29 protein-coding genes and 1 riboswitch are annotated in these 25,678 nt (G+C 45.4%); of the genes, 9 read left to right on the plus strand and 20 right to left on the minus strand.

The annotated features are described in order from the left end of the window. Positions 1 to 6 precede the first annotated feature (6 nt). From guaB to groES, 8 genes are all read right to left on the minus strand, one after another. On the minus strand, positions 7 to 1,464 hold the full coding sequence (gene guaB, locus BM243_RS08070; RefSeq protein ID WP_074911866.1) for an IMP dehydrogenase: 1,458 nt from the start codon (positions 1,462 to 1,464) through the stop codon (positions 7 to 9). A gap of 65 nt (positions 1,465 to 1,529) precedes the next feature. Then, a riboswitch (purine riboswitch) is annotated at positions 1,530 to 1,629 on the minus strand. 102 nt (positions 1,630 to 1,731) lie between these two features. Beyond that, entirely contained in the window at positions 1,732 to 2,286 is a 555-nt protein-coding gene (locus BM243_RS08075; RefSeq protein ID WP_074911867.1) for a hypothetical protein, read from the minus strand. Continuing rightward, complete coding sequence (locus tag BM243_RS08080; protein ID WP_074911868.1) at positions 2,283 to 2,621, minus strand: type II secretion system protein; 339 nt, start codon at positions 2,619 to 2,621, stop codon at positions 2,283 to 2,285. Before BM243_RS08080 ends, BM243_RS08075 begins: the two co-directional genes overlap by 4 nt. 88 nt (positions 2,622 to 2,709) lie before the next feature. Next, positions 2,710 to 3,246, minus strand: a complete 537-nt coding sequence (locus BM243_RS08085) for a helix-turn-helix domain-containing protein (protein WP_074911869.1) — start codon at positions 3,244 to 3,246, stop codon at positions 2,710 to 2,712. A 72-nt stretch (positions 3,247 to 3,318) separates the two neighbouring features. Then, positions 3,319 to 3,783: a hypothetical protein gene (locus BM243_RS08090; RefSeq protein ID WP_074911870.1), complete on the minus strand. Its 465-nt coding sequence runs from the start codon at positions 3,781 to 3,783 to the stop codon at positions 3,319 to 3,321. Continuing rightward, on the minus strand, positions 3,780 to 3,989 hold the full coding sequence (locus BM243_RS08095) for a helix-turn-helix transcriptional regulator (RefSeq protein ID WP_143093557.1): 210 nt from the start codon (positions 3,987 to 3,989) through the stop codon (positions 3,780 to 3,782). The genes BM243_RS08090 and BM243_RS08095 overlap by 4 nt, the downstream gene beginning before the upstream one ends. Positions 3,990 to 4,196: 207 nt before the next feature. Further along, positions 4,197 to 5,813 carry a chaperonin GroEL gene (gene groL, locus BM243_RS08100; protein WP_074911871.1) on the minus strand — a complete coding sequence of 539 codons (1,617 nt, stop codon included), beginning with the start codon at positions 5,811 to 5,813 and terminating at the stop codon, positions 4,197 to 4,199. An 18-nt stretch (positions 5,814 to 5,831) separates the two neighbouring features. After that, the gene (groES, locus tag BM243_RS08105; RefSeq protein WP_074911872.1) at positions 5,832 to 6,113 is read right to left on the minus strand and encodes a co-chaperone GroES; all 282 of its coding nucleotides are present in this window, start codon (positions 6,111 to 6,113) and stop codon (positions 5,832 to 5,834) included. Between the two features lie 330 nt (positions 6,114 to 6,443). Between groES and BM243_RS08110 the strand changes: the two genes are divergently transcribed. The 5 genes from BM243_RS08110 to BM243_RS08130 all read left to right on the plus strand — a co-directional run bounded on the left by BM243_RS08110 (position 6,444) and on the right by BM243_RS08130 (position 10,511). Further along, entirely contained in the window at positions 6,444 to 7,079 is a 636-nt protein-coding gene (locus BM243_RS08110) for a TIGR01906 family membrane protein (protein ID WP_074911966.1), read from the plus strand. Positions 7,080 to 7,142: 63 nt separating this feature from the next. Continuing rightward, positions 7,143 to 7,553, plus strand: coding sequence for a HutP family protein (locus tag BM243_RS08115; protein ID WP_031577000.1), 411 nt, complete (start codon positions 7,143 to 7,145; stop codon positions 7,551 to 7,553). Between the two features lie 285 nt (positions 7,554 to 7,838). After that, positions 7,839 to 8,810 carry an ABC transporter substrate-binding protein gene (locus BM243_RS08120; RefSeq protein ID WP_074911873.1) on the plus strand — a complete coding sequence of 324 codons (972 nt, stop codon included), beginning with the start codon at positions 7,839 to 7,841 and terminating at the stop codon, positions 8,808 to 8,810. Then, the gene (locus BM243_RS08125; protein WP_074911874.1) at positions 8,810 to 9,754 is read left to right on the plus strand and encodes an ABC transporter permease; all 945 of its coding nucleotides are present in this window, start codon (positions 8,810 to 8,812) and stop codon (positions 9,752 to 9,754) included. Before BM243_RS08120 ends, BM243_RS08125 begins: the two co-directional genes overlap by 1 nt. Next, positions 9,720 to 10,511: an ABC transporter ATP-binding protein gene (locus BM243_RS08130; protein ID WP_074911875.1), complete on the plus strand. Its 792-nt coding sequence runs from the start codon at positions 9,720 to 9,722 to the stop codon at positions 10,509 to 10,511. The genes BM243_RS08125 and BM243_RS08130 overlap by 35 nt, the downstream gene beginning before the upstream one ends. A gap of 86 nt (positions 10,512 to 10,597) precedes the next feature. On the opposite strand, the gene BM243_RS08135 is transcribed toward BM243_RS08130, so the two are convergent. The 5 genes from BM243_RS08135 to BM243_RS08155 all read right to left on the minus strand — a co-directional run bounded on the left by BM243_RS08135 (position 10,598) and on the right by BM243_RS08155 (position 15,687). Next, on the minus strand, positions 10,598 to 11,557 hold the full coding sequence (locus BM243_RS08135; RefSeq protein WP_074911876.1) for a DNA-3-methyladenine glycosylase family protein: 960 nt from the start codon (positions 11,555 to 11,557) through the stop codon (positions 10,598 to 10,600). A gap of 12 nt (positions 11,558 to 11,569) precedes the next feature. Beyond that, on the minus strand, positions 11,570 to 12,964 hold the full coding sequence (gene gltA, locus BM243_RS08140; RefSeq protein WP_431602443.1) for an NADPH-dependent glutamate synthase: 1,395 nt from the start codon (positions 12,962 to 12,964) through the stop codon (positions 11,570 to 11,572). Then, positions 12,945 to 13,850, minus strand: a complete 906-nt coding sequence (locus tag BM243_RS08145) for a sulfide/dihydroorotate dehydrogenase-like FAD/NAD-binding protein (RefSeq protein ID WP_074911878.1) — start codon at positions 13,848 to 13,850, stop codon at positions 12,945 to 12,947. Before BM243_RS08145 ends, gltA begins: the two co-directional genes overlap by 20 nt. 138 nt (positions 13,851 to 13,988) lie before the next feature. After that, entirely contained in the window at positions 13,989 to 14,624 is a 636-nt protein-coding gene (locus BM243_RS08150; RefSeq protein ID WP_074911879.1) for a redox-sensing transcriptional repressor Rex, read from the minus strand. Between the two features lie 325 nt (positions 14,625 to 14,949). Then, positions 14,950 to 15,687 carry an alpha/beta hydrolase gene (locus BM243_RS08155; RefSeq protein WP_074911880.1) on the minus strand — a complete coding sequence of 246 codons (738 nt, stop codon included), beginning with the start codon at positions 15,685 to 15,687 and terminating at the stop codon, positions 14,950 to 14,952. Positions 15,688 to 15,905: 218 nt separating this feature from the next. Between BM243_RS08155 and BM243_RS08160 the strand changes: the two genes are divergently transcribed. Next, positions 15,906 to 16,895, plus strand: a complete 990-nt coding sequence (locus BM243_RS08160) for a hypothetical protein (RefSeq protein WP_074911881.1) — start codon at positions 15,906 to 15,908, stop codon at positions 16,893 to 16,895. Positions 16,896 to 16,980: 85 nt separating this feature from the next. Here BM243_RS08160 and BM243_RS08165 read toward each other — a convergent pair whose 3' ends face one another. Both BM243_RS08165 and BM243_RS08170 read right to left on the minus strand, forming a co-directional pair. Beyond that, the gene (locus tag BM243_RS08165; RefSeq protein WP_074911882.1) at positions 16,981 to 17,211 is read right to left on the minus strand and encodes a glutaredoxin family protein; all 231 of its coding nucleotides are present in this window, start codon (positions 17,209 to 17,211) and stop codon (positions 16,981 to 16,983) included. 68 nt (positions 17,212 to 17,279) lie between these two features. Beyond that, the gene (locus BM243_RS08170; protein WP_207646180.1) at positions 17,280 to 17,558 is read right to left on the minus strand and encodes a cysteine-rich CWC family protein; all 279 of its coding nucleotides are present in this window, start codon (positions 17,556 to 17,558) and stop codon (positions 17,280 to 17,282) included. A 99-nt stretch (positions 17,559 to 17,657) separates the two neighbouring features. Between BM243_RS08170 and rluF the strand changes: the two genes are divergently transcribed. Further along, entirely contained in the window at positions 17,658 to 18,377 is a 720-nt protein-coding gene (rluF, locus tag BM243_RS08175; protein ID WP_074911883.1) for a 23S rRNA pseudouridine(2604) synthase RluF, read from the plus strand. A 442-nt stretch (positions 18,378 to 18,819) separates the two neighbouring features. On the opposite strand, the gene BM243_RS08180 is transcribed toward rluF, so the two are convergent. Genes BM243_RS08180 through BM243_RS08200 form a run of 5 tightly spaced genes read right to left on the minus strand, consistent with a single transcriptional unit; the run spans position 18,820 to position 23,796 of the window. Further along, a complete protein-coding gene (locus tag BM243_RS08180) occupies positions 18,820 to 19,422 on the minus strand; it encodes an Rnf-Nqr domain containing protein (RefSeq protein WP_074911884.1) in 603 nt (200 codons plus the stop codon). Between the two features lies 1 nt (position 19,423). Next, positions 19,424 to 20,062, minus strand: coding sequence for an Rnf-Nqr domain containing protein (locus BM243_RS08185; protein WP_074911885.1), 639 nt, complete (start codon positions 20,060 to 20,062; stop codon positions 19,424 to 19,426). Between the two features lie 13 nt (positions 20,063 to 20,075). Continuing rightward, positions 20,076 to 21,020, minus strand: a complete 945-nt coding sequence (locus BM243_RS08190; RefSeq protein ID WP_074911886.1) for an FMN-binding protein — start codon at positions 21,018 to 21,020, stop codon at positions 20,076 to 20,078. Between the two features lie 14 nt (positions 21,021 to 21,034). Beyond that, positions 21,035 to 22,498 carry an RnfABCDGE type electron transport complex subunit D gene (locus BM243_RS08195; RefSeq protein WP_074911887.1) on the minus strand — a complete coding sequence of 488 codons (1,464 nt, stop codon included), beginning with the start codon at positions 22,496 to 22,498 and terminating at the stop codon, positions 21,035 to 21,037. A gap of 14 nt (positions 22,499 to 22,512) precedes the next feature. Then, positions 22,513 to 23,796: an RnfABCDGE type electron transport complex subunit C gene (locus BM243_RS08200; RefSeq protein WP_074911968.1), complete on the minus strand. Its 1,284-nt coding sequence runs from the start codon at positions 23,794 to 23,796 to the stop codon at positions 22,513 to 22,515. 507 nt (positions 23,797 to 24,303) lie between these two features. Here BM243_RS08200 and ispF point away from each other — a divergent pair. Both ispF and BM243_RS08210 read left to right on the plus strand, forming a co-directional pair. Then, positions 24,304 to 24,780 carry a 2-C-methyl-D-erythritol 2,4-cyclodiphosphate synthase gene (ispF, locus tag BM243_RS08205; protein ID WP_074911888.1) on the plus strand — a complete coding sequence of 159 codons (477 nt, stop codon included), beginning with the start codon at positions 24,304 to 24,306 and terminating at the stop codon, positions 24,778 to 24,780. Between the two features lie 30 nt (positions 24,781 to 24,810). Then, positions 24,811 to 25,605 (plus strand): nitroreductase family protein, encoded by a 795-nt coding sequence (locus BM243_RS08210; RefSeq protein WP_074911889.1) that lies wholly within the window; start codon positions 24,811 to 24,813, stop codon positions 25,603 to 25,605. Positions 25,606 to 25,678 lie beyond the last annotated feature (73 nt).

A 25,678-nucleotide genomic window follows, 5' to 3' on the forward strand; every position in this document is an offset into this window, starting at 1 on the left:
TCTCTCCTACGCTTCTTTATTGCTGTAATTAGGGGCTTCTTTTGTAATATAAATGTCATGTGGATGACTTTCCTTAAGACCATTGGCTGTCTGAACCACAAAGTTTGCGGTCTCAAAGAGGGTAGGAAGATCCTTGGATCCCAGGTATCCCATACCGGAGCGAAGTCCGCCCACCAGCTGATATAGGGTATCTGATACAGGCCCCTTGTAGGCTACTCTTCCTTCTACGCCTTCAGGCACAAGCTTCTTGGCATTTTCCTGGAAGTATCTGTCACTGGACCCCTTATTCATAGAAGTAAGTGAACCCATGCCTCGATAAACCTTATAGTTTCTTCCCTGATAGATTTCAATCTCTCCTGGTGACTCCTGGCATCCTGCAAGGATGGAGCCCAGCATCACAGCGCCTGCGCCTGCTGCCAGAGCCTTCACGATGTCTCCAGAGTACTTGATGCCTCCATCGGCAATGACGGGAACACCAGTGCCTTCTAGTGCCTCCACACAGTCCATCACTGCAGTGAGCTGTGGAACACCTACTCCAGAAACCACTCGGGTGGTACAGATGGAACCAGGTCCGATACCGACTTTCACGGCATCAGCGCCGGCTTCCGCAAGGGCCTTGGCACCTTCTGCGGTTGCCACGTTTCCTGCGATGACAGGCAGTTCTGGATAAGCGGCTTTGATCTTCTTCACGCCTTCCATAACGCCCTCTGAATGTCCATGGGCTGTATCAAGAACTACTACGTCCACACCTGCGTCCACGAGAGCTTTTACGCGCTCCATCATGTTGGCGGTAACGCCAACACCAGCGCCGCAGAGGAGTCTTCCTCTGGCATCTTTAGCAGCGTTCGGGAAGAGTCTTGTCTTCTCAATGTCCTTGATGGTGATGAGTCCTTTCAGATTGTTGTCCTTATCCACCAGAGGCAGCTTCTCAATCTTATGGGTACGGAGGATTTCTTTCGCTTCATCAATGGTGGTGCCTTCCAAAGCGGTGATGAGGTTGTCTTTTGTCATGACTTCCCCGATGGATTTTTCCATATCAAACTCGAAGACCAGATCTCTGTTGGTGACAATGCCCACAAGCTTTCCTTCTTCTGTGATGGGGACACCGCTGATTCTGTATCTTCTCATGAGCTCGTTGGCTTCTCTTAAGGTCTTGTCCGCTGTCAGATGGAAAGGGTTCACAATGACGCCATTTTCCTGTCTCTTGACCACATCCACCTCATGGGCCTGCTCTTCTATGGACATATTCTTATGGATGATGCCAAGGCCACCTTCTCGAGCCATGGCAATGGCCATGGTGGATTCTGTCACTGTATCCATGCTGGCGCTGATGAGTGGAATGTTCAGGGTCAGTGTGCTCGTCAGCTTTGTCTTCACCAGTACATCCTTTGGCAGCACCTCAGACTTGTTTGGTACCAGCAGAACGTCATCAAATGTGTAAGCAGTTTTCAAAATTTTTCCCATGAAGATCCTCCTTATTCTATAAAAAAAGCATACCCAAATTCACCATGGTGACAAGGGTATGCCAAAGAAGCACCTTTGCCACTCATAGACGGAAATTACAATGGTTTCCGGTAGAAACGCCCTTCCTTATTAAGGGCATATACGAGTAACGCGTTTTTAATTTAAACTTTATTATAGACATCCCCACAGGCAAAGTCAAACACATTTTGCAGGAATTGCGTTGCTTTTCACAGGTTCATAAAAGATAACCTTCACAATCTCCCAATCCTAAAGCAAAATCCCAAAGAACTTATGAAACTCATCAACATGAGAGAGTAGAAGTCCAAAGAACAGAAACGGAAGAAAATAGATTTCCCTTCTGCGTCCAACCACTGCGTAGAGGAGACCTAATGCGGAAGCGTAGAACAAAGTGTAGAACACATTCCGCCCATAGGCCATGGAGATGAAAAGAAGCACATAAACATCTGCTTCTCCAAAATAGAACTGAAGCTTCCTGCTTTTCTTATAAAGAGGCAGCAGGAGCATAAAGAGAGCGGCAATATAGCTGTGATGGGTATAAAATCCAGAGAGGGCAAAGGGCACCATGAGATAAAGAGAAAGATTGTAGACTCTTCCAGAATAGTGGTCTGTATAGACCCCGGAGAGAAATGCGCTGTAGAAGAACACTTCAAGAAAAGAGAAGCTGAAATAATAGGAAGAAAGGACCAGAAGGATTCCATAGATTATGGCTGACACCATCCAGTCTGGTCTTTTCTCTTTCAGCAGGTGCTTTCCAAGAAGGATTCCACCCAGTGGTCCTAAGATTCTACAGAGATGGATCATGAGGAGGGACTTTCAATGCCTTCCGTAAACTCCCTCAGATATTTCAGTGTTTTTTCCTGATACTCTGCTGAAACCTTTTTACGGGCAGCCAAGTAATCCGTACTTGTTAGGGGCACTGCCGATAAGGCTATGGTTTCAGCAATCTTATTGCTGGCTTCCAGATTATAGACATCCACATAGTTCAGCGCCTCCCGGACATAAGCTCTTTGCTCCAGTTCATTCGCCTTGCCCACGATGCCCTGATATTTCGGTGCGGACATGGCCATGAGAATACTGGAAATACCAAGAACAATAAGAAGCTCCACCAGAGAAAATCCCCTTTTCTTGTTTTTCATTTTCTTTCCTCCTTTCCTTTGATACCCTCATTATAGGAAGGAGAACCCTGCTTTATTCACTTCACAAAAAAAAGGATGATTGCTCATCCTAATAACTGAGAGATTTCAGTTTCAGCTCCACCGTATGTTCATCCAGAAGAATGATGTGGTATAGAGAGGTGAGTCTGTCTTTCAGCTTCTCCTCTTCTTTATTCCCCCCAGAAAGCTGACGGTGCATAAAGTAGTAAAGAGCTTCAATGATGCCCACGCCTCCACCGGTGCCAAGCTCCGTACCAAGCCTTGCGGTATCTGAAAGCTGTCCGCTTTTCACATCCTTCATGACTTCAGTAAACTCCCCTTCCACCAGAAATCTTTCTTTCATGGCATCCACAGCAATTTTCAGCTCATCCCAGTTTCTCACCACAAACCGCTCTTCTTCTTTCTGGATCCTTAAAAGCTGGTCCAGTACTTCGCCAGGTGAAATCCCGGTGGCATCAGAAAGAGCCGATAGGATTTTCACCGAGTAGCTCCCTGGATCTTTCTTGTTGGCACTGGATAAGGTCTGCTGAGAAATCCCAGTCCTTTTCGATACATCATAACGGGTAAGACCAAATTTTTGTAGAAATACGTCCATACACTGATTCATTTTTACACCTCATACTCAAATATTTTTTACTTAATTATATTTTAGTAAAAAATATCGTAGTAGTCAAGAGTTTTATTCATTATATTTTTTTAGGTAATAAAATAAGAAAAGCATGGCTTCCAAAGTAATGCCAATGACCAAAGCAAGAATCAGTGTGTGTACTGAGATCATTTTCTTATTCATAAAAAAGGAGAGTGCCGCAATCACTAGCATGAGCGCATTGAAGGTAAAATAATTGGATTTTCTGTTGGCATCCATGACAATCTTTTTTTCCCGTTCGTCCTCTTCTGTAACTGCTAGATTTCTTACCATGAGGGATCGAAAACCTCTGATCTTCTCTCCTCTCATGCTGTTCCAGAAGAGAAGAAGACAGACGGCTATTAGAATAGCAATCGAAACAAAAAGAAGAAGCAAGTCTTCAAATTCCAAATAGGCTCCATGAAAAGCCCCATAAAACGACATCCTTGTCAGATAGACCCCATATAGTGCCCAAACAAGTAAAATGCCAAGTATTTGTCCTATGATTGTTTTTTTCATTTTGTGTCCTCCGTTCTGTAAAATATTTCTTCGATGGGTACCTGAAACAAATCTGAAAGCTTAAAAGCCAGTTCCAGTGATGGCGTATAGCTGCCCTTTTCCAGTGCGATAATGGTCTGGCGCGTCACATTCGCTTTTTTTGCCAGATCCTCCTGGGTGTACCCCAGCTTCGCACGGAACAGCTTGATATTGTTCTCCATTGCCATATCTTTCTCCCTCCCTCTCCTAGATTCTAAACCGGTTTTATACACCAATTGTAAAGTTAACTATACATAAAGTCAAGTATATTTTACATTTTGTATGGTTTACTTTACTTTTTAAAGCCAACGTATACGGTCATAAAGTAAAGCAAAGCAAAAAAATAAAGACGGCGCTAAAAACACCGTCTTCATAAACATATTTAATTTATATACTTAGTACATTCCGCCCATATCTGGAGTTGGCATCATAGGCTTGTCTTCCTTGATGTCCACCACAGCTGCCTCTGTGGTCAGGAAGGTTGCAGCAACGGATGCCGCATTCTGAAGAGCAGATCTTGTAACCTTCGTTGGATCCACGATACCAACCTTCACCATATCCACCAGTTCTTCTGTGATGATGTTGAAGCCAATGCCCTTCTCGCTGTGCTTCACCTTTTCGATGACAACGGAGCCTTCTACTCCACCATTGATGGCGATCTGTCTTAGTGGCTCTTCAAGAGCTCTCTTCACGATATTGATACCTACAACCACATCTGGGTCTTCGCTGGTCAGAGATCCTACTGCATCAATGACATTGATGTAGGCAGTTCCACCACCCGCAACGATACCTTCTTCTACTGCAGCCTTAGTTGCAGCCAGAGCATCTTCCATACGGAGCTTCTTTTCCTTCAGCTCTGTTTCAGACGCTGCACCCACCTTAATGACCGCTACGCCACCAGCAAGCTTTGCCAGTCTTTCTGAAAGCTTTTCCTTGTCAAACTCGGAAGTGGTCTCTTCCATCTGAGCCTTGATGACATGGACTCTATTCGCAATCTCTTCTTTAGAACCTCTTCCGCTGACAATGACCGTCTGGTCCTTATTGATTCTTACGGTATCTGCGCTTCCCAGCATATCGATGGTCGCATCCTTCAGTTCTCTGCCGAGCTCTTCAGAGATGACCTGTCCACCTGTAAGGATAGCGATGTCCTGAAGCATTTCTTTTCTTCTGTCTCCAAATCCTGGAGCCTTTACAGCCACACAGACGAAGGTTCCTCTCAGCTTATTCACAACAAGTGTCGCGATGACTTCACTTTCAATGTCATCCGCGATGAGAAGAAGCTTCTTTCCTGTCTGTACCACCTGTTCCAGCACTGGAAGGATTTCCTGGATGGTGTTGATCTTCTTGTCTGTGATGAGGATGAAAGGATCGTCAAGAACTGCTTCCATCTTTTCTGTATTGGTAGCCATGTAAGCAGAAACATATCCTCTGTCAAACTGCATACCTTCCACCACTTCCAGCTCTGTGCCAAAAGTTTTGGACTCTTCTACTGTAATTACACCCTGGGTGCCTACTCTCTCCATGGCATCAGAAATGAGAAGTCCCACTTCCTCGTCCTGAGCAGAAACTGCAGCCACTCTTGCGATGTCTTCTTTGCCTCCAATAGCAACACTCTGCTCTTTGATGGCTTCTACGGCTTTATCCACAGCAAGCTTGATTCCCTGACGGATGAACATCGGATTTGCTCCTGCTGTCACATTCTTCAGACCTTCCTTGATCATGGACTGAGCCAGCACCGTTGCAGTAGTGGTTCCATCTCCAGCCACATCGTTGGTCTTGGTGGAAACTTCCTTCACCAGCTGTGCCCCCATGTTCTCATAAGCATCTTCCAGTTCAATTTCTCTTGCAATGGTCACACCGTCATTGGTGATGAGAGGTGCGCCAAACTTCTTTTCCAGGACCACATTTCTTCCCTTAGGTCCCAATGTAACCTTCACGGTGTCTGCAAGGATGTCCACACCCTTTTGCATCGCTCTTCTTGCTTCTTCTCCATAGATGATTGTCTTTGCCATAATCGTCTACTCCTCCTACTACTCTATAATTGCCAGAATATCGTTTTGTCGAACCACGATGACTTCTTCACCCTCATGCTTCACTTCTGTGCCTGCATATTTGGAGAAGAGAACCTTGTCACCAACTTTAACTTCCATTTCCACTTTATTGCCATCCACATAGCCTCCTGGACCTACTGCAATGACTTCAGCCTCCTGTGGCTTTTCCTTGCTGGAACCTGTGAGGACAATACCGGACTTTGTGGTTTCCTCGGCTTCGCGTCTTCTAAGTACTACTCTGTCTCCTAATGGTCTGATCACTTTGACATTCCTCCTATTAACTAACTTTTATTAGCACTCATCAATGCCGAGTGCTAACATCTATTCTTATTATAATTTATTTGTTTCCGATTTCAACTAGAATTTTATAGTCATTCTCTTAAATACGGCATAAATCCGGACAAAAAAGTAATTTAGCTTCCACTTTCTATAAAAATCTCCAATTATCTTTCAATATCTTTGTTCTACTCACGGCTCCAAAATCATGATATCATTATTCTAATTGGATTGCGAGGACATTCGTTCCTTTCTTTCCCACTAAGAAACGAGGTGAACATGGAAGCCTTTCCAAGATGCTTCCAGAAGCAGCATATGAATAAATTCAAAACAGCTCTCTACGCACTGATTCACGCCGTTGCCGTACTTACAGGCTCGGTGCTTTTAGGTCTTAACACCAGAATCCTCTATTATATGAACATCACAAAGATTCAGGCCCAAAACGGAGAATATGACTATGCGCTCATTAAAAGCAACTACGATATTCTCATCGACTATCTGAATCCTTTTTACCGGGGAAAGCTTCAGCTCAATGGACTTCCCATGTCTCCCCAGGGTGAGTTTCACTTCTATGAAGTCAAGGTCATTTTTGACCTTGTTTGGATCCTTTTCGCCGTCAGTCTGATCCTGTCAGTCTTATTGTTTATTAAGAGGAAACGTGAAAACCAGCTGGGATACCTAAAGGGGGCTGCTGCCTTCACATTTATTCTTCCCCTCCTTCTTGGCATCCCCTTTGTCGTCAATTTCTCCAGGGCCTTTGTGGTATTCCATGAGATTGCATTTTCCAATGATTACTGGATTTTTGATCCCAACATCGATCCAGTCATCCGGATCTTACCTGAATGGTTCTTTATGTATGCTGCATTTCTCATTCTCCTCTATATGGTTCTTCTGGCTCTTCTGACGCTATTTCTTGAGAAGACCTTTGGAAAAAAGAAGCAGGACGCCTGAATATTTGATAGAATGAAAGAAAGAACGCAGAAAACACTATGGTGAAATTGTGAGGAATAGGATATGAACAAGAGTTTAGATGTACCAAGAGAAGCCGTAAGGCTTGCACTCACCAGCCGTGAGGAAGAACGGGACTATATCAGGAAGCTGGAAGCCCTGGGTGGAAAAGCCGCTGCAGTGGACATCGGTGGGAACATCTCCATCAGCATCAGCAAGATCCTGGAAAGAGCCCTGGTGGCCTCCAAAAGAGTGGGGCTTATTAAGGAAGAGTATGCAGAGGAAGGGGCTGTCATGGGTGCTGCCCGGGATGCCCTCATGCAGGTGCTGGAACGTTCCAACAATCTCAATGTGGGTGGAAAAATCGGGCTGGTTCGCATGGGCAATGACCTGGCCGTCTGTATTTATGTGAGCATTGGCCTGCTTCATCTTAATGAGTTTGCCATCGGTATTGGTCACAGAACTTTAACTGTATAGAAAAATCCGTTAAGAGGCGCAATTTATCTAGCGTCTCTTTTATTTTGTGTTCAACTTTCAGAATCTTTCGATGTAGTTGTTTTCATTTTCAAAGTACTTCGAAAATTATATAATTTTACCGCTAATTTTTAAAGAATTCTAAAATTGCGCCTCATTTTTCATCATTGTTACAAGAAACTCCGGGTTTCACTGAACTTGATAAAGTTCTGATCCCTCTATATAATAAGGTAATTCATAATTTGTTCAAGATTATGGAAGAACAGTAGTATTAGGAGGATATGTAGAATGGTAGGAAAGAAACTCGTGGCCCTCGGTATTGTGGCCATGGCCCTTGCAGTGGCAGGGTGCCAGGAAAAAAAGGAACTCACTCAAATTGGCATCAATCAGTTTGTGGTGCACGAAGCACTGGATGCTTCAAGACAAGGATTTTTGGATGTGCTCAAGGAGAATGGTTATGTAGAAGGAGAGGACATCGAAATCGACTATAAGAATGCCCAGGGAGAACAGCCCACAGCGCTGGCCATCGCCGAAGATTTTGTAGCAAAGAAGAAAGATCTCATCTTCGCCATTGCAACCCCAAGCGCCCAGGCATCTTACAACGCAACGAAAGATATTCCGATTCTCATCACTGCGGTGACCGATCCTGTGGATGCAGGCATCGCGGAATCCTTTGAGAATCCAGGCAAAAATGTTACTGGAACCTCTGACGGTGTACCCATCGGACCTCAGCTGGAGATCCTCAAAAAGGTGCTCCCTGATGCTAAAACCATCGGAGTCATTTATAACACTTCAGAACCCAACTCCACCTATCAGGTCAATGCACTGAAAAAAGCAGCAGCGGATATGGGCTTTACCGTCAAAGAAGCCGGCATCACAGCCCTTAGCGATGTCAATGCGGTGCTCCCCAGTGTCCTGAAAGAAGTGGATGTCCTTTATACCCCCACAGACAATATGGTCGCTTCAGCCTATGCGCTTATCGTAAAACTGGCCAATGACGAGAAAATTCCAGTCTTCTGCGCAGAAGACGCTGGCGTCAACGTGGGCGGACTCATTTCCGCAGGTCTTGACTACTATGAGCTGGGCAGAGAAACCGGACTCATGGCCCTTGAGATCCTGAAGGGAAAAGAACCCAAAGAACTCCCCATCTCCACCATGAAAAATCCCATCATCGTGGTGAACAAAAAGGCTGCGGAATCTTTAGGCATTACCATTCCAGAGGAGATTCTGTCTGTCGCGAAAGTGGCAGGTGAAAAATAATGAGTATTCTCATCAGTATTCTGGAACAGGGTCTGCTTTTTGCAATTCTTGTATTCGGAATCTATATCACCTATAAAATCATGGATTTTGCGGACCTTTCTGTGGACGGCACCTATCCCCTTGGAGCTGCCACCGCTGCAGTACTCCTTCTTAGAGGAATGAATCCATGGGCTGCAACAATCCTGGGAGCTATGACGGCTTCCTTGGGTGGCCTTGTAACAGGAATCATCCATACCAAGCTGAAGATCAATGGACTCATGGCAGGGATTCTCGTTATGTTCGGTCTTTACTCCGTAAACCTTAGGGTCATGGGAAAAGCCAACATTCCGCTTTTTGCTGAAACCACAGTGTTCACACTGCCGGAAGTTTCCATAGGTGGGGAAAACCTCAGCACACTCTTGCTTCTCCTTCTCATCGTGACGGTTCTTCTCTTTGTTTATGAAGCCTTTTTCAGAACAAAAACCGGCTTTTTCTTAAGAGCCGTGGGCGACAACGAAGAGATCCTCACCTCGCTGGGGGCAGATGCCCATAAAATCAAAATTCTCGGTCTTATGACCGCAAACTTTTTAGCTGGCCTTTCCGGTGCTCTCACCGCTCAGTATCAGGGATTCTCTGATGTGGGCATGGGTACTGGAAGCGCAGTCACCGCCCTTGCGGCGGTCATCATCGGAAGCTCTCTTTTGAAGAAGCTGAGCCTGCCTATGACTTCCATCGCTCTATCCGGTGCTGTGCTCTATAAGGGTATTTTAGTGCTGGTTCTAAGACTTGGACTGGACCCCAACGACTTCAAACTGGCCACCGCCATTGCGGTGATCCTAGCCATGGGCATGAGTTCCGGGGCACTGAAGAAAAGACGCAAACAAAGCGGGTTGAAGAAAGAGACCAAAGAGGATAAAGGAGGTGCCTTCTATGCTAAAGCTGCAAAACTTGTCAAAAACCTTTAATCCAGGCACCCCCATTGAAAATACTGTGCTGAAAAACCTCAGCCTTCAGGTGAAGGAAAAAGACTTCATCAGTCTTCTGGGTTCCAACGGTGCAGGTAAGTCCACACTTCTTCATCTCATTGCAGGAACCTATGAGGCTGATGGCGGTCTTATCCTTTTGGATGGACAAGATATCACCTACGAGAAAGCCCATGTGAGAGCAAAGCTTCTTGGTAGAGTCCATCAGGACCCCAGACTCTCTGTCTCTCCTTCCATGACGCTTCTGGAAAACCTTTCTTTGGCCGATGCCAAAGGAGAGAGCTTCAGCCTGAAAAAAGCAGTGGACATAAAGAGAATCAGCTACTACAAAGAGCAGCTGGCCTCTTTGGGCCTTGGCCTTGAGTCCAAGCTCCACACAAAAATAGGGCTCCTCTCCGGCGGCCAGCGTCAGGCTGTGGCCCTCTTTATGGCCGTGATGAAGAAACCGAAGCTTCTGCTTCTCGATGAACATACCGCCGCACTGGACCCCAGAACCTCAGAACTCATTATGAAAGTCACGGAGAGCCTGATCCAAAAAGAAGGCATCACCACCCTCATGGTCACCCATAACATGAATCACGCCTTGGCCTACGGCAACAGACTGGTGATGATGCATGAGGGCGAAATTGTAGAAGACCTCTCTCTGGAAGAAAAGGCAGCCCTTTCTACAAAGGATCTCATTGCCCTCTTCCAGAAAAACGCTCATTCCGTGGAGGACCGCATGGTGCTCCAAGTATAAAGCCTCTTCACTCCTAAAATAGAAGAGACCCTGAAGGATACGCTGCTTACCTGCCGCTGGTTCCTTCGGGGTCTCTTCTTTTATTTCTACTTCTTTTCTTCCGGGATCCTGATTTTCTTCTCTCTGGCGTAGTAAAACAGATACTGCTGGGAAAACCCTGCAAGAGATCCAAACTTTTCCTTGGCAAAGCTGCGCATCTTCGGGAGACTCTTGGGCTCTGTACCATAAAAATAAACCATGGCTTTCTTCACCCAGACATCCACAGGAAAAGCACCGGTCTTCCCCATGGAGAACAGCATGACGCAGTCCGCCACTTTGATGCCAACCCCTGGGAATCTCTCAAGGGCTTTCAGGCACTCCTCCTCTGGAAGAGCCGAAATGTATGTCAGATCATAAGAAAGGATCTCCCTCTCTTCAGGGGTCAGCGCTCTCTTCTCTATTTCTTTCTTCAGATGAGACGCCTTATAAACAAGCTTTGCGGTCTTTTCGATGTAGGCAGCCCGATATCCAAGACCTAGTTCCCGAAGCTCCTCTTCTGTGGCTCTGGAAAGCGCTTCTGGCGTAGGAAACGCTTCATAGGTCTCTCCCTTATACTGAATGGACTGACCATACTTCTCACTGATTCTTCGAATGCCTTCCCGGATTTTAGGAATCAGATTGTTGGAGGAAAGAATAAAAGAGATGAGGGTTTCAAAAGGATCCTGCCTGAGAATGCGGATGCCAAAGCCGAAGGATACAGCTTTCTTCAGTAGCGGATCTTTTCTCAGCGCCCCCTTGATCTTGCCGTAGTCTCTTGAAAGATCAAAATAGTCTCTGAAAAAGCTTTGAAAGTCTTCCTTTGTGATGCCAAGAAGATAAACATCATTCTCCACAAGCTTCACTTCCAGCACTTTCCCTTCCACGATGCCCAGATAATGATCCTTCTCCATATTTTGGCTTGTCCACCGGAAACACTGTCCGCATTCAAAGATCTGCTGAGGGTGAAAATGCTTCACTTCCTTTAACGCAATCCCATCCTCCAAAATCTCCATCTCTTTATAATCCATCTCGTCCTCTCTTTACTTCTCTTTTCCCATCAGGTACTCATGAATGCCCTTGGCTGCAGTTTTTCCTGCGCTCATGGCGAGTATCACCGTGGCAGAACCTGTCACCGCATCTCCTCCAGCAAACACGCCTTCCAGGCTGGTGGCTCCAGATTCTTCTTTCACCAGGATGCACCCTCTTCTATTCGTTTCAATGCCTTTGGTGGTGCTGGAGATCAGCGGATTGGGCGATGTCCCAAGGCTCATGATGACACTGTCGCAGGGCATGGTGAACTCGCTTCCTTCAATTTCCATAGGCCGTCTTCTTCCAGAGGCATCGGGTTCTCCCAGCTCCATTTTCACGCAGACCATGCCTTTCACAAATCCCCTTTCATCCACCAGGATTTCCTTCGGATTTGTCAGAAGGTTCATCTCAATCCCTTCTTCGATGGCGTGATGCACTTCTTCCGCTCTGGCTGGAATCTCCTTTTCGGATCTTCTGTAGACAATGCTTGCTTTTGCGCCAAGTCTCGCTGCAGTTCTTGCCGCATCCATGGCCACATTGCCTGCGCCTACCACCGCCACATGCTTTCCATGACTGATGGGGGTATCGTAGCCTTCCTGGAACGCTTTCATAAGATTTGCCCTGGTCAGGTACTCATTGGCAGACATGACTCCGTTGGCATTTTCACCTGGGATTCCCATGAACATGGGAAGTCCTGCTCCGGATCCAATGAACACCGCTTCGAATCCTTCTTCCTCAAACAGACTTTCTATGGTCACCGTCCGGCCCACAATAACGTTGGTCTCGATGGTGACCCCCAGATCCTTCAGTAGCCTGATTTCTTCCTTAACAATGGTTTCCTTCGGCAGTCTGAACTCCGGTATACCGTACACCAGTACCCCGCCTGGCTCGTGCAGCGCTTCAAAAATGGTCACTTCGTAGCCTAATTTTGCCAGATCTCCCGCACAGGTGAGACCCGCAGGGCCGCTGCCCACCACTGCCACTTTATGTCCGTTTGCCGGCGCCTTCTCTGTGTTCTTATATCCCGTCTCCATAGCCCAGTCTGCCACAAAACGCTCCAGTTTTCCGATGTTCACAGGTTCTCCCTTGATGCCCACAATGCATTTTCCTTCGCACTGCTCTTCCTGAGGACAGACTCTGCCACAGACTGCTGGGAGGTTACTGGCTTCCCCGATGGTGTCTCTTGCTTTATCGATGCGCCCGTCCTTCAGTTCCTGGATGAACCTAGGAATGTTGATGGCCACAGGACATGCGCCCACACATCTTGGATTTCTGCATTGGAGACAACGCTCTGCTTCTCTAAGAGCTTCCTCCTGATTATAGCCAAAACTGACTTCCTTGAAGTTCTTCACTCTCTCTTCGGGCTTCTGCTCCCGAACAGGTACTCTATTTTTCATCATGGGCAATCTCTCCTAAACTGCAGAATCCGGAATCCTTATGAACATCCTTCTGCTCTTTCTCGATGGTTTTCTTCCCTTCCTGGGACTTGTACATGGACTGTCTTCTCATGGCTTCATCAAACTGGATCAGGTGCCCGTCAAACTCCGGACCATCTACACAAGCGAATTTCACTTCATCTCCCACAGTGACTCTGCAGGCCCCACACATACCTGTGCCATCCACCATGATGGGATTCAGGGATACGATGGTTTTCAGCTGGTATTCCTTGGTGAGCCTTGACACAAATTTCATCATGATCATGGGACCAATGGCCACACAAAGATCGTAGTTTTTTTCTCCATCATCCAGAAGCTCCTTCAGCTTTTCTGTGACAAGCCCGTGATACCCATAACTGCCATCATCGGTACAAATGTAGAGATTTTCAGCCACTTCCCGAAACTCCTTTTCAAGAATCAGGGTGTGCTTAGATTTCGTTCCGATGATCACATCCACTTTGATGCCTTTTTCTTTCAGCATCTTCACTTGAGGATACACAGGCGCAGTTCCTACACCGCCTGCAATGAAGACAATTCTATGCTCTTTCAGTTTCTCTGCTTCTTCCGTCACTACTTCTGATGGATTCCCCAAGGGGCCGACAAAATCTCTGATTTCTTCCCCGGCTTCCTTCTCCGCAAGTTTTTTCGTCGATGCACCCAGCGTCTGAAAAACAATGGACACACTTCCTTCTTCCCTGTCATAGTCACAGATGGTTAGAGGCACTCTCTCTCCTCTCTCATCCACCTTCACAATGACAAACTGACCTGGCAGAGCGCTTTTTGCCACTCTTTTCGCTTCAATATCCATCTGGTAGATATTGGGCACCAGTTCTTTTTTCCGTAAAATTTTATACATTTGTTTCCCCCAACATATTTCATTTTAGAGCCTGGCTCTATCCTTTTTCAGTATACGGACTTCTCTTCCTTTGTTCAAGAAAAAACAATGAGCAACAATGAAAAAGAGGCCTCCGCGGAGACCTCTTCCTATGACTTTTTACTTATCCAGATCGTTCATGAGATACACCAAAGTCAGAAGACTTTCACTCAAGTGCACATTCTCAATGGATACATTCTCTGGTACATGGATGTCTATGGGGGCGAAGTTCCAGATGCCCTTGACGCCATTTGCCACCAGAGTGTCTGCTACCCTCTGCGCCACGGTGTGTGGTACACAGATGATGCCGATGTCTGTCTTGTTGTTTTTCAGGAACTCATCCATGGTGTCAATATCGCTGATTTCGATATCTTTCATCTTCATGCCAATGAGCTTGGGATTCACATCAAAAATTCCATTGAGATCGAATCCGAACTTCTCGAATCTTGTGTAGTTTGCCACAGCCTGACCGATGTTTCCTGCACCAATGATGATGGTGCTGTATCTTTTGTCCAGCCCCAAAATGGTGGAAATCTCATTGTAAAGCTCTTTCACGTTATATCCGTATCCTTGCTGACCGAAACCACCGAAGCAGTTGAAGTCCTGGCGAATCTGGGAAGCGGTGAATCCGATCTTCTCGCTCAGTTCTTTGGAGGAAACACGGTCCACATCATTTCTCAGAAGCTCTGCCAGATGTCTGTAGTATTTTGGTAATCTTTTAATTACGGCCATAGAAATATCTTTTTTCTTGTCCATCCTTACACCTCATCGTTAAATAAATTTCTAACAATATCATACCATAAATTATTTTAAGTTGTGTATATTTTTGTCAAAGAAAATCTGATTTTTGATCAATTTTATGAATTTCTCAGAAATACCCCCATTATGTATTAGGATATTTTCATAATTGCATCAGAAATCTATATATATTTAAATTTTCCAAAGCTGCCGCAAACCCTCCTGTGGTTTTCTGTTCCGGTCTCCAGCACTTTGTCTTCAAACAGGACAGTATAAAAAGGAAAACCTCTGCCGTACAAGAGAACTCGACGCAGAGGTATTATTTCACATTAAAGTTCTAGGTCTAGGGAAGGATTTCTAAAAGCGCATCCAGCACATACTGCTGCTGGTCATCGAAACTGATATCCGGGAGACTGTCTCCCTTCTGGATGCCATAATTTCCGAAACTCGCATGATTGCCTCCCCGGATGACGACGCCTTCAAAGCTTTTTGGCAGACGGTCCTGAGCCTCCTGAAGGCTTTCAAAATCCACCACCTGGTCTTTGTCACCCACCAGGGAGTATACAGGAAACGGTGCAGAGGATAAATCAGTGTTCCCTGCTGGATAGGACGCAAGAAGAATCAGACCGTCTACTGTATCCTGATTCTTTTGTGCAAAACTTGACGCGGAGACACCTCCTAAAGAATGTCCAATGAGAACCCATGGCATCTCCTCATTCACGTAGCTTTTGGCTGCGTTATTTTCCAGTATGGACAGTTTGAACGGCACCTTTACGATTACTGTCTTATAGCCAAGAGCGGCAATCTTTCGTGCTAAATGCCCATAAGCCCGTTCAGAGACTCTTCCGCCAGGATAAATCACAACGCCTCCTTTGGGAGAAGAGGGTGTGAATACGAGGTCGCCTTTCACCTCTTCAAAGGTTATTCCATCTCCTGAAACCAAGGCTCCTTCGGCCACCATGGACGCTCTATAGTAGTCTCTGGCGTAGACATAGAATCCAACCCCCATGAAAATCACGAGGATGAGTAGGATCCTTACAATCCGGTCTCTTCTTTTTATCTTCTTTTCCACTTCTGTCATCGCTATTCCTCACATTCTGTTTCTGCACTCATTCTAAGATTCCGGGCAATCCTGTGCCCACTACTTCAGTATACTGTATTTTAGTGAAACCTTTAAGGGTTCTGAAGGGATTTTCTTCCCTTTTCACAAACTCTTTGCGAAGTTCTTGAAATGTCAGAGCCCATCTTTACTGTCCTGTGCTAAAATAGAAGCAATAAGAGATAAAGTTTGGTGAAATCATGAAAAAGAGAGTCCTTGATAAAGATCACTATATATTTTTGGATAAACCTCCGGTCAGTCTCTACAATGAGGAAGATCATGAGGAAAGAAAGGCAGAGATCGACGCATACACTACATCCTTGCGTACCTATATGATTTCTCTGGAATCTCTTTCCAAAGAGCATTTTTCCAGAGAAGAGCTCAGCCTTCACCTGAATCTGGCACTGATTCTTCTTTCAGAGGAAAAGCTTTGGACCAGGACAAAAGAACTGAAACGAATTCCCCTCAAAGTATTTTCTTCCATGGTGGAAGAGCCACTTTTTGAACTGAAAAAACGTCAGAAGCACATTCTTGCGCTGACTCTTCTCTTGGAGCCGGGCATCTATCCGAAGCTTCAGAAGACCCTGCACTTTGGTCCAGCAGAGGAGAAACGGACCACCCTCATTGAGGGAAAAGATCATACAGGTACAGTTCTGAAACGAAGAGGCGGTGTCGCCTATATTCTTACCAATGATGGAGCTTTTTATAAAATCCGGGATACGGGATCAGAAGTCGGAACCCTTGGCTATGGAAAAAAAGTCAGAAGAAAACCCAATGTGCTGAAACCGCTTCTCGTCCTTCTCGTTCTTGCCATTCCCTTAGGATTCTACTACAATTCTCTGCAGAAAGAGATAGAGCGTACTGTCATCATCAAAGCTGTAGGCGAAGTGACGCTGAAGTTCAACTCCTTTGGTCATCTTGTGGACGCCTTCGGAAACAATCCCAAAGGGAGAGACTACATCGAAAGGGCTAGATTTGATGACCTCAGCCTGGATGCTGCTGTGGGAGAAGTGCTGGAACAGGCCTACATCAGTGAGACCATCCGTGAAAAAAGCACCGTGGAGATTCTCATCTCCGGTAAACCCCTTGCCAAAGACTACTTTCATGAAGGCGAAACAAAAGACCGCATTGTCAGCTACCAGATCGAAGCAAAAATCAACGACAATGGCTCCTTCCTTTACACCCAGTGACCAATAAACAGAAAGAAAAAAAGTCCCGGATCTTATTTAAATAGATCCGGGACCATCTTATTTCTCTAGCTGTTCACTTCAGTCTTTATTTGTTGTAAAGCTCTTCGAAAGAACCTTCGTCAAATCCAACCATGTACTCTTCATCTACAAAAATTGTAGGCACACTGCGCACGCCAAGAGCCAGAAGTTCTTTTCTGAACACTGGGTCAGAAGTGTTCTTCTCTTCATAGGAAATATCGTTGGCATTGAAGTATTCCTTTGCCAGATCGCAGTAGGTACAGGTATTGGATGTGTATATGACAACCTTTTTGCTCATTTTCTTCTCCTCCAAAGTCAAAGTCTTTGCCGGAACAAGAATCTTCCGGTATCTTTATTGTACCGCACCTATTGAATTTTGTCCAATTTATCTTTGGGCAGTCTCAGTCCTTCCGCACCTTCTTCCTGGTATTTTGTTACACAATCCTCACAGACACAAGAAAGGTTTCTTGCCTCTTCAGGGACCAGAAGAAGCAGGCCATCAGGAAAAGAGACGGTGGTGCACCAGCAGGTGGAAGGATCTTCTCCACTGACCATGTGGCAGTGGTTTTCTTTATGGCAGATGGGGCAGATTCCAGCGTTCATATGTACCTCCATAATTCTATCAATAATTACTACTCTCATCATATGCCCCTTTCTCCATCTTCTCAACATCTCTTGGGAAAACATCCCGTTTCGTGTATAATATCATTTTAGAAGTATATGAATTGAAAAGGAAGGAATTCCATGGAAGAGAAAAGAATCAATAAAGCCATCTCAGATACAGGTTTCTGCTCCAGGCGGGCAGCGGACGGTTATATAGAACAAGGCAGAGTCACCGTCAATGGTTTGGTTGCTGTGATGGGCTTGAAAGTCACCGAGAAGGATGAAATAAGAGTGGATGGAAAACTCGTGGACAATAAGCCTCCTCTGGTGTATATCGCCTTGAACAAGCCAAGGGGCATTGAATGCACCACCAACAGAAAAGTACGTAATAATATCGTGGATTTTGTAAACCACAAAGAAAGGATTTTCCCCATCGGACGGCTGGATAAGGACTCTGAAGGGCTCATCCTTCTCACCAATGACGGAGACATCGTAAACAAGATTCTGCGCGCAAGAAACAACCATGAGAAAGAATATATTGTCACAGTGAATAAACCCATGACAGACTCATTTCTAAAAGGTATGGGAGGGAGAGTCCCCATACTGGATACCTACACAAGAGAGTCCAAAGTAGAGAAGCTGGATGAGAAGACTTTCCGGATCATCCTCACCCAAGGACTCAACAGACAGATTCGTAGAATGACAGAGTACTTCGGATATAGAGTGGTGACACTGAAGAGGATCCGGATCATGAACATAGAGCTTGGGAAACTGGCTCTTGGAAGATACCGAAATCTTTCCCCCATGGAGCTTTCTCAGCTGAACGATCTTCTCGAAGATTCCTATAAGACCATAGACTGATTTTTTCAGCCTATGGTCTTTCTTTTTAACTCAGTTTTAACACGATGAAAATATCATCAAAACAAAAACCGTACAATTGTTCACTTATGCACACTATTCACAAAGTCCTGTGGATAACTTGTGGAATTCCTGTGGTTTTGAGGGGATGAATTGAATTTTGCACAATATACACCCCTGTTCAAGAAATAGTTTTCCACCTTATCCACAGGTTTATCCACAATTGCACTGATTTCATGTGAGTAACGTGTGTAATTCGTAGGTACAAGCTGTATTTTCTGTGGAAACTTGAACATGAATATTCTTTTACCTGAAATCTTAAAAGAGTTTCAAGTAAATCAGCCAAGTTTCAGAACTGTACTGATATTTTGTCAAAAAAACTCTCCGTTTTCCAGGTTTCCAGAAAACGGAGAGTTTGCTATATAAGATTCAACGGATTCAGATTTTATAGAATTCCATTAAGCCCGCTGAGTGCAAGTACAGCCAGGGCTGCATAGACCAGAAGGATTGGAAGGCCTTTGAAGGCTTTAGGTGTATGTGCTACAGAGAGTCTTTCCCTAACTGCTCCATACAGGATGAAGGCAAAGAGAAGACCCAGTGGTGCTCCGACTGCTGTAACCAGTACTGGCAGCAGCTCTTGAGCGTCATTGGCAACTGTTCCTTGTAGAAGGAATTCCATTCCTTCTGTACCTGTCATCAAAAGCAGATAAAGTATCGCTGAGTTTGCTGACAGAAGTGGAAGAATCTTCTTCACTCTTTCGTACATCTCAGGTTTTACTTTCTTCACACCAGACATCACAAGCGCTGTGGACACAAGAATCAGGAGAACATAGACCAAAAGATTCAGTACGTCCAGTTCAAATAGTGTCCCGGCAAAGTACCCAAGAATGCTGGAAATAGCCATAACAAGAGCCGCAGAAACTCCTATACAAAGAATTTCCCCTTCTTCTTCTCCGAAATGAGCCAGCTGTCCCAGTCCCACAAGCTTAGTCAGTGCAAGATTGTTGATCAGTATAGTACCAAGAAGAATCGGTAGTATGTTTTCCATTTTACTTACCTCCCTTGTCGTTTCCGGACTTTCCAATGGCCTGGAACAGTCCGCCAACAAACGCTGTCATCAATAATGCTCCAGTGGAACCTGCAAACAGGCTCAGGGTGAACTGCTGTGGAATGATATTGAAACTGAAGAGTTCAGCACCATTAAGCGGATTCAGAAGGGCGATGCCTCCAGACACTGCAAGTTCTCTTAAGAATGCTATTGCCAAAAGAGCCACCACATAGGCACAGCCAGCCAGCAGCGCATTTTTCATGTTTTCTCCAAAAGATGTCTTTTCTGTCAGTGATCCACTGGCAAAAAGAATCAGAGAGTTCACGGCCATCAAAGGAATAAAGATGCCCACTTCAGAAGCAATACCAGACATATAAGCCAGTGCAAGAAGCTCTCCAAGCTTTGCAAGGAATGCGGAAAGCACAAGACCTACTGGAATCATCATCTCTGAAGGTGTCACTTTACGAAGAAGTCCACCCAGAACTCCTGCAAGAATCACCAGAACGAAGATCAAAAGTCCCATACCAAGGGCTGTTGTCACGCTTCCTGTCACTGCAAGGGCTGTGGTGAGTCCTAGAGCCAGAGACAGAACAGGATTATTTCTGAAGAAACCTATTTTTATGTTATTTAACTTATTCATGCTCTTCTCCCTCCTACTTGTTCGCATTCAGCGCTGCGAGAATTGCATTGATGACGGATGTGCTGGATACCGTTGCCATAGACACCGTATCTGCTTCTACGGATGGATCTGCATAAGAGAGATTCTCAAACTGCATTGCAAAATCCTCGTGAAGGACTTTGTCTCCAATGCCCTTGGTGTCATTCACCTCGAGAACTTCCACCTTTACAATCACCTGGTTTGTTGGATCCAGTGTAATCTTCACAACGTTTGGCTTTGCGCCATCATACTGCTCAATGACAGCATATCCTGCCGCTTCCACCGTATAGGTGACATTTCCGCCTTCTTCCACGGTATCAATGATAACGCCTTGTCTGGATTCAGAGACATCTTCTCGGAATATGGGCAGCTTCCCTCCAAACTCCAGTGGTGGTGCCGCAGGCTCAGGCGCTGCGCCTTCTCCATTGTCTTCAATTCCCATCATGGCATTAAAACTTGCTCTAGCGGCATCAATGGCATCCACAACGGCTTTGGAGCTCACTGTAGAACCTGAAATAGTAGCAATTCCGTCTACAGAGGTCTTGCCGACCACAGATCCGATAAAGGCTTCTTCGCCTACCTGGCTTCCATATCCAGGAGTATCATTGAGATTGATGATTTCATACCCAACGATGTTTCCTTCAAGATCAAAACCCAGAGCGAATGTGATCTTATCTGCAAATCCCTGGTTTTCAAGGATATAGACGAAACCGCCATTATCTTCATCTTCAAATAGCTTCTGGATCAGACCAGTTTCATCAGTAAATTCTTCTTCTTCAAAATTCTTGGAATCCGGGAAGATCTTTTCCAGGATTTCCTGATATTCGCCACTTCCTGCTGCTTCAATGAGGGGTCTCAGCTGTGCATCTGCAAAAAGAAGCACGCCGCCTGCAACGAGAACAGTAGCAAGTAAAACAACGAAACCTTTCATGTTTTTCATCTCTCTGTCCTCCCTTACTTATTCAGTGTTTCAAAAGCAATACGTACTGCCTTTGTCACAGATGTGGATGATATGGTTGCACCAGAAATTGCGTCCACCCCAGCATTCTTGTCCTCAAAGGAGATGCCCTTGAACTGGTCAAGGAACGCAGGGTCATCAATTCTGTCTCCAAGTCCTGGAGTATCATTTACAGAAACGATGGCAACGCTTTCTACAGTATTGGTGTCTTTATTGATCTTCACTTCAATTTTATTAGGTTCTCCACCAGACTGGATGGCATAATATCCAGGCGCGGACAGAACGAAGGTCACAACAGATCCCTCTTCTGACTGTTCCAGCACCTCAGGAAGGTTGTCCTGACTGTCAGTGAAGATGCCAAGGCCGCCTCCTTCTCTTGGGAACTCAATGGCTTTGGGCTCAAGACCGTTTCCAGCCATGAAGGTCAGAAGGATTCCAGCTGCAAAGGTCACTGCAATGGATACAGTGTACTTCTTCACAGAATAGATGGACCATCCGTCTGTGAGCTTGTCAATGAGTGGAGACACCATATTCATGATGAGAATGGCAAATACCACACCACCTGGAAGACTTGCCTGCAGTCTGATGATTACGGTCAGTGCAGCAAGGCCAATGGCATAAATGATTCTTCCGCTGATGGTGGTAGGATTGGTTACTGGGTCTGTGGCCATGAACACCGCACCGAAGACAAGTCCTCCAGCCAGCACATGGAACATGGGGTACCACATACCTACACCGTTGACCAGTGCAATGATGGTGGTGAACACAAATACAGAACCGATATAAACTGCAGGAACCTTCCAGTCCAGAACCTTTCTATATGCAAGATATGCACCTACAAGAAGGATGAGCAGCGCACTGGTTTCACCAATGGCTCCAGGATACCATCCCAGAAGAAGATTGGTGAGTCCGCCAAACTGATCCAGGAACTTCTCTGCCACAGCAGCATCCTTGATGAGCCATCCTGCATTGGCGATGGAGGAGACGGGTGTTGCACTGGTAGTGACATCTGCAACAGTCGATCCCATCAGGGAGGCAAAAATCACAGCACGGCCTACACCAGCTGGATTGAAGATATTATGGCCGAATCCTCCAAAGATCAGCTTTCCAACGAAAATAGCAAAGAATGATGCTACTCCGATGGCGAAGTATGTGGTGGAAATCGGTACGGTTAAAACAAGAATGATTGCTGTAACCAGCGGGAATGAGCTTTTCATGTGTTTTACAATGTTCTTTTTGGTTGCCAGTGCAAACACCGCTTCTGTCAGCAGTGCCACCACAATGGCCGTCACCATAAGAAGCACGCCATGGATGACATAGTCCATACCATACTCCTGGAAGTAGAACACCATGGAGAAGATAAAGACTACAAGAAGTCCAACGCTGAGCTCAGCCATGACACCCTGGGTGCTGTGGTCTTTGTCTCTATTGTTTGGAGACACTTTGGTCAAAAATTTCATTGATACTGTCCCCCTTACTTCTGCGCTGCGGCTCTTAAGAGTGCTTTACCACGTCTTACGCCTTCAGTCACTTCGATTTTAGATGGGCATACATAAGTACACATGCCGCATTCGATACACTGGTCTGCACGGAGCTTTGTCAGAAGCTTCACATCCCCTGCTTCTTCCGCGTTGTTGATTCTTACTGGAAGAATCCCTGCAGGACAGTGGTCATTACATCTTCCGCATCTAAGACAAGCAATGGCCTCGTCTTCATCAGGCTTCAGAATGGTGATGGCATTGGACGCAGAATTGATCACGGCACGATCTGTGGAAACAGTCTTCCCCATCATCGGTCCGCCGCCTACGATACGTACTTCATCATAAGCATATCCACCGATCTGCTCTACGATTTCCTGAACAGATACGCCTACGGGTACACGCACGTTGGAAGGATTCTTCACTGCATCACCAGAGATGGTACAGATTTTCTCAATGATTGGCTTGCCATATCGCAGTGCTTCGGAGAAAGCGATGGCTGTGGTCGCATTGTTCACAATAACGCCTATTTCTCCTGGCAGCTTGTCATATCTCTTCTTGAAGACTTCATAAATCAGGGTTCTTTCCCAGCCCATGGGATACTGGTCCGGAACTTCTTCCACGAAGAGTCCTTCTGTATCCTTCACAGCTTCACGAACCTTGGCTATGAGATCTTTTTTTGTTTTCTTGATGGCTATGAGCGCCTTCTTGGCACCAGACATCTTCAGCATGGTCTTGGTTCCATACACCAGCTCTTCCACCTGATTGTCCATGATGCGGTAGTCCGCTGTGATGTATGGCTCACATTCTACTGCGTTGATCAATAGAGTATGAATGCCTTTGGCCCCTTTGTACTTCACGTAAGAAGGGAATCCAGCTCCACCACACCCAACGATACCGGCATTCATCATGAATGTCACCAGTTCTTCTACAGAAGCTTTCTCAGCGTCTATAGGCTCAAAGGGTCTCTCAAATGTGTTGAGTCCGTCATTTTCAATGACGACATGGTCTATTACTCTTCCTGTAGTATGCTCCAGTTCTTCAATACCCAAAACTTTACCGGAGACGGAGGAGAAAATAGGCACCTTGAAATGGTCATCACGCTTTGCAAGCATTGTGCCTGCTTTCACGGTATCCCCTGCTTTCACAAGTACATCTGTACATGCCATCAGCGGTATAAAGACCTTCTTACCGGCCACGATGTTCTTCACTTCACCATGGCTTGTCAATTCTTTGTGCCCATTCAAATGTAATTTCATGGGCCCGATCAATATTGACATACTGTTCACCCGACCTTTCAGAATTTCGTTAATAATTAAACCAAGAATGAAACAGCTCCCGATTCTCTTTATCATTCTTTTACAGTTCCTGAATAATTATAACATAAAACTCAAAGATTGAAACTTCAATATGCCCTGCATATCAGGATCTTTACTCTGAATTCGACAAGAAATTCTGATCTTTTTTGATAAGTTCTTAAAACAAACCTTTTCACAAATTTAGTATAATATTATCAAAGGTTTTGACAGTATTTAACAATCTAAATTTTGGATGTTAATTTGTTAACTTTCTTTGAATAAACTAACAGATTCATGATAGTACCTTATCAAGGATGATATATCCATAAAGGAACCCTGAAAACTTTTCGTTTTTTAAGGTATAGACCCTTTTCCATTTTCATAATTTTACTGCGGGTTTCGAAAACGAAACTCCAGATTCTGTTTTTCCTCAACCATGGTATAATATAGGAAAGAACACAGAGAAAACTCTGTTTTATGGAGGATTTTATGAGAATAGGTATAGGTTACGATGTACATAAACTTGTGGAAGGACGGGACCTCATCATCGGCGGTGTGAAGATTCCACATGAAAAAGGACTATTAGGTCATTCTGACGCAGATGTCCTGACCCATGCCATCATGGACGCTCTTCTTGGAGCGGCAGCCCTCGGTGACATCGGTACCCATTTCCCCGATACCGCTGCTGAATATAAGGATGTGGACAGTCTAGTTCTACTGAAAGAAGTAAAAAAGATGCTGAAAGAGCGTTCTTATAAAATCATCAACATTGACGGTGTAATCATTGCCCAGGAGCCCAAGATGAAGCCTCATATCCCTGCCATGAGAAAGGTTCTTTGCGAAGTGCTGAACCTGCAGGAAGACCAAATCAACATCAAAGCCACCACAGAAGAAGGTCTTGGCTTCACAGGAAGCAAAGAAGGCATCTCTTCTCAAGTGGCCGTACTCATTGACAAAAGATTCTAATAAATAAAGTTCCAGCAAAGGAGGCAGGGTATGGAAAGACTTTATCAGAACATCTCCAAACGAAAATCCACACGAAAATTCAACATGGACTCCCTGGATCCTTCCTCCATGGAACGGGTAGAACAGGCACTGCAAGACATTCCTCAGCTTTTTGAGAATCTTACTGTATCCTTTATCCTGGTGAGAGATGGTGAGCATTTCATGGAAAAGGGCACCAGTATCCTGGGTGCTTACACCAAGGTGAAGTCTCCGCATTACCTGGTGGTGGCTTGTAAAGAAGCATCCGGGTTCCGCCAGGCCGCTGGCTATTCCATGGCGCATGTACTTTTAAAGCTCAACGACTTAGGCATCGCCACCTGCGTCACCTATCCAGGGGTAGATCTCATGACCATTCAGCAGTTTGCCCCACTGGAAGAAGAAGAGGTGCCCATTCTTTTCATCGCCTTTGGCAATCCGGAAGATCCATTGTCTCTTTATCCTAAACCGGATTATTATAAGAGGCGTTCCTATAAGGACATCCTCCTTCAGGGGCCAGTAAAAAGAAAGTACAAGTTCATTCTGGAAGCGGCAAGACTTGCTCCATCCTCTTTCAATACCCAGCCCTGGAGATTTGCTGTGGATGGGCATAAAATCCATCTTCTTCGGGTGAAGCTCGGCTTTATCAAAAGCAAGCTTTTTTCTTCCCTGAATAAGATCGATATGGGACTCGCTCTGGGCTTCATGGTCATCGCCCTCAAAAGCAAGGAGATGAAATTCCGCCTGGTGAAAGACCCCGTGGCCTATGAAGGCATGGAATACATGATCACCATTGAAATGAAAGAATAAGAATATAAATCTATAGGAGGAACTTCTTATGAGTCCAATCAACAAGAAAAAGCTCTTTTTTCTCGCACTTTTC

This window comes from Proteiniclasticum ruminis (assembly GCF_900115135.1).
GTDB lineage: Bacteria > Bacillota > Clostridia > Clostridiales > Clostridiaceae > Proteiniclasticum > Proteiniclasticum ruminis_A.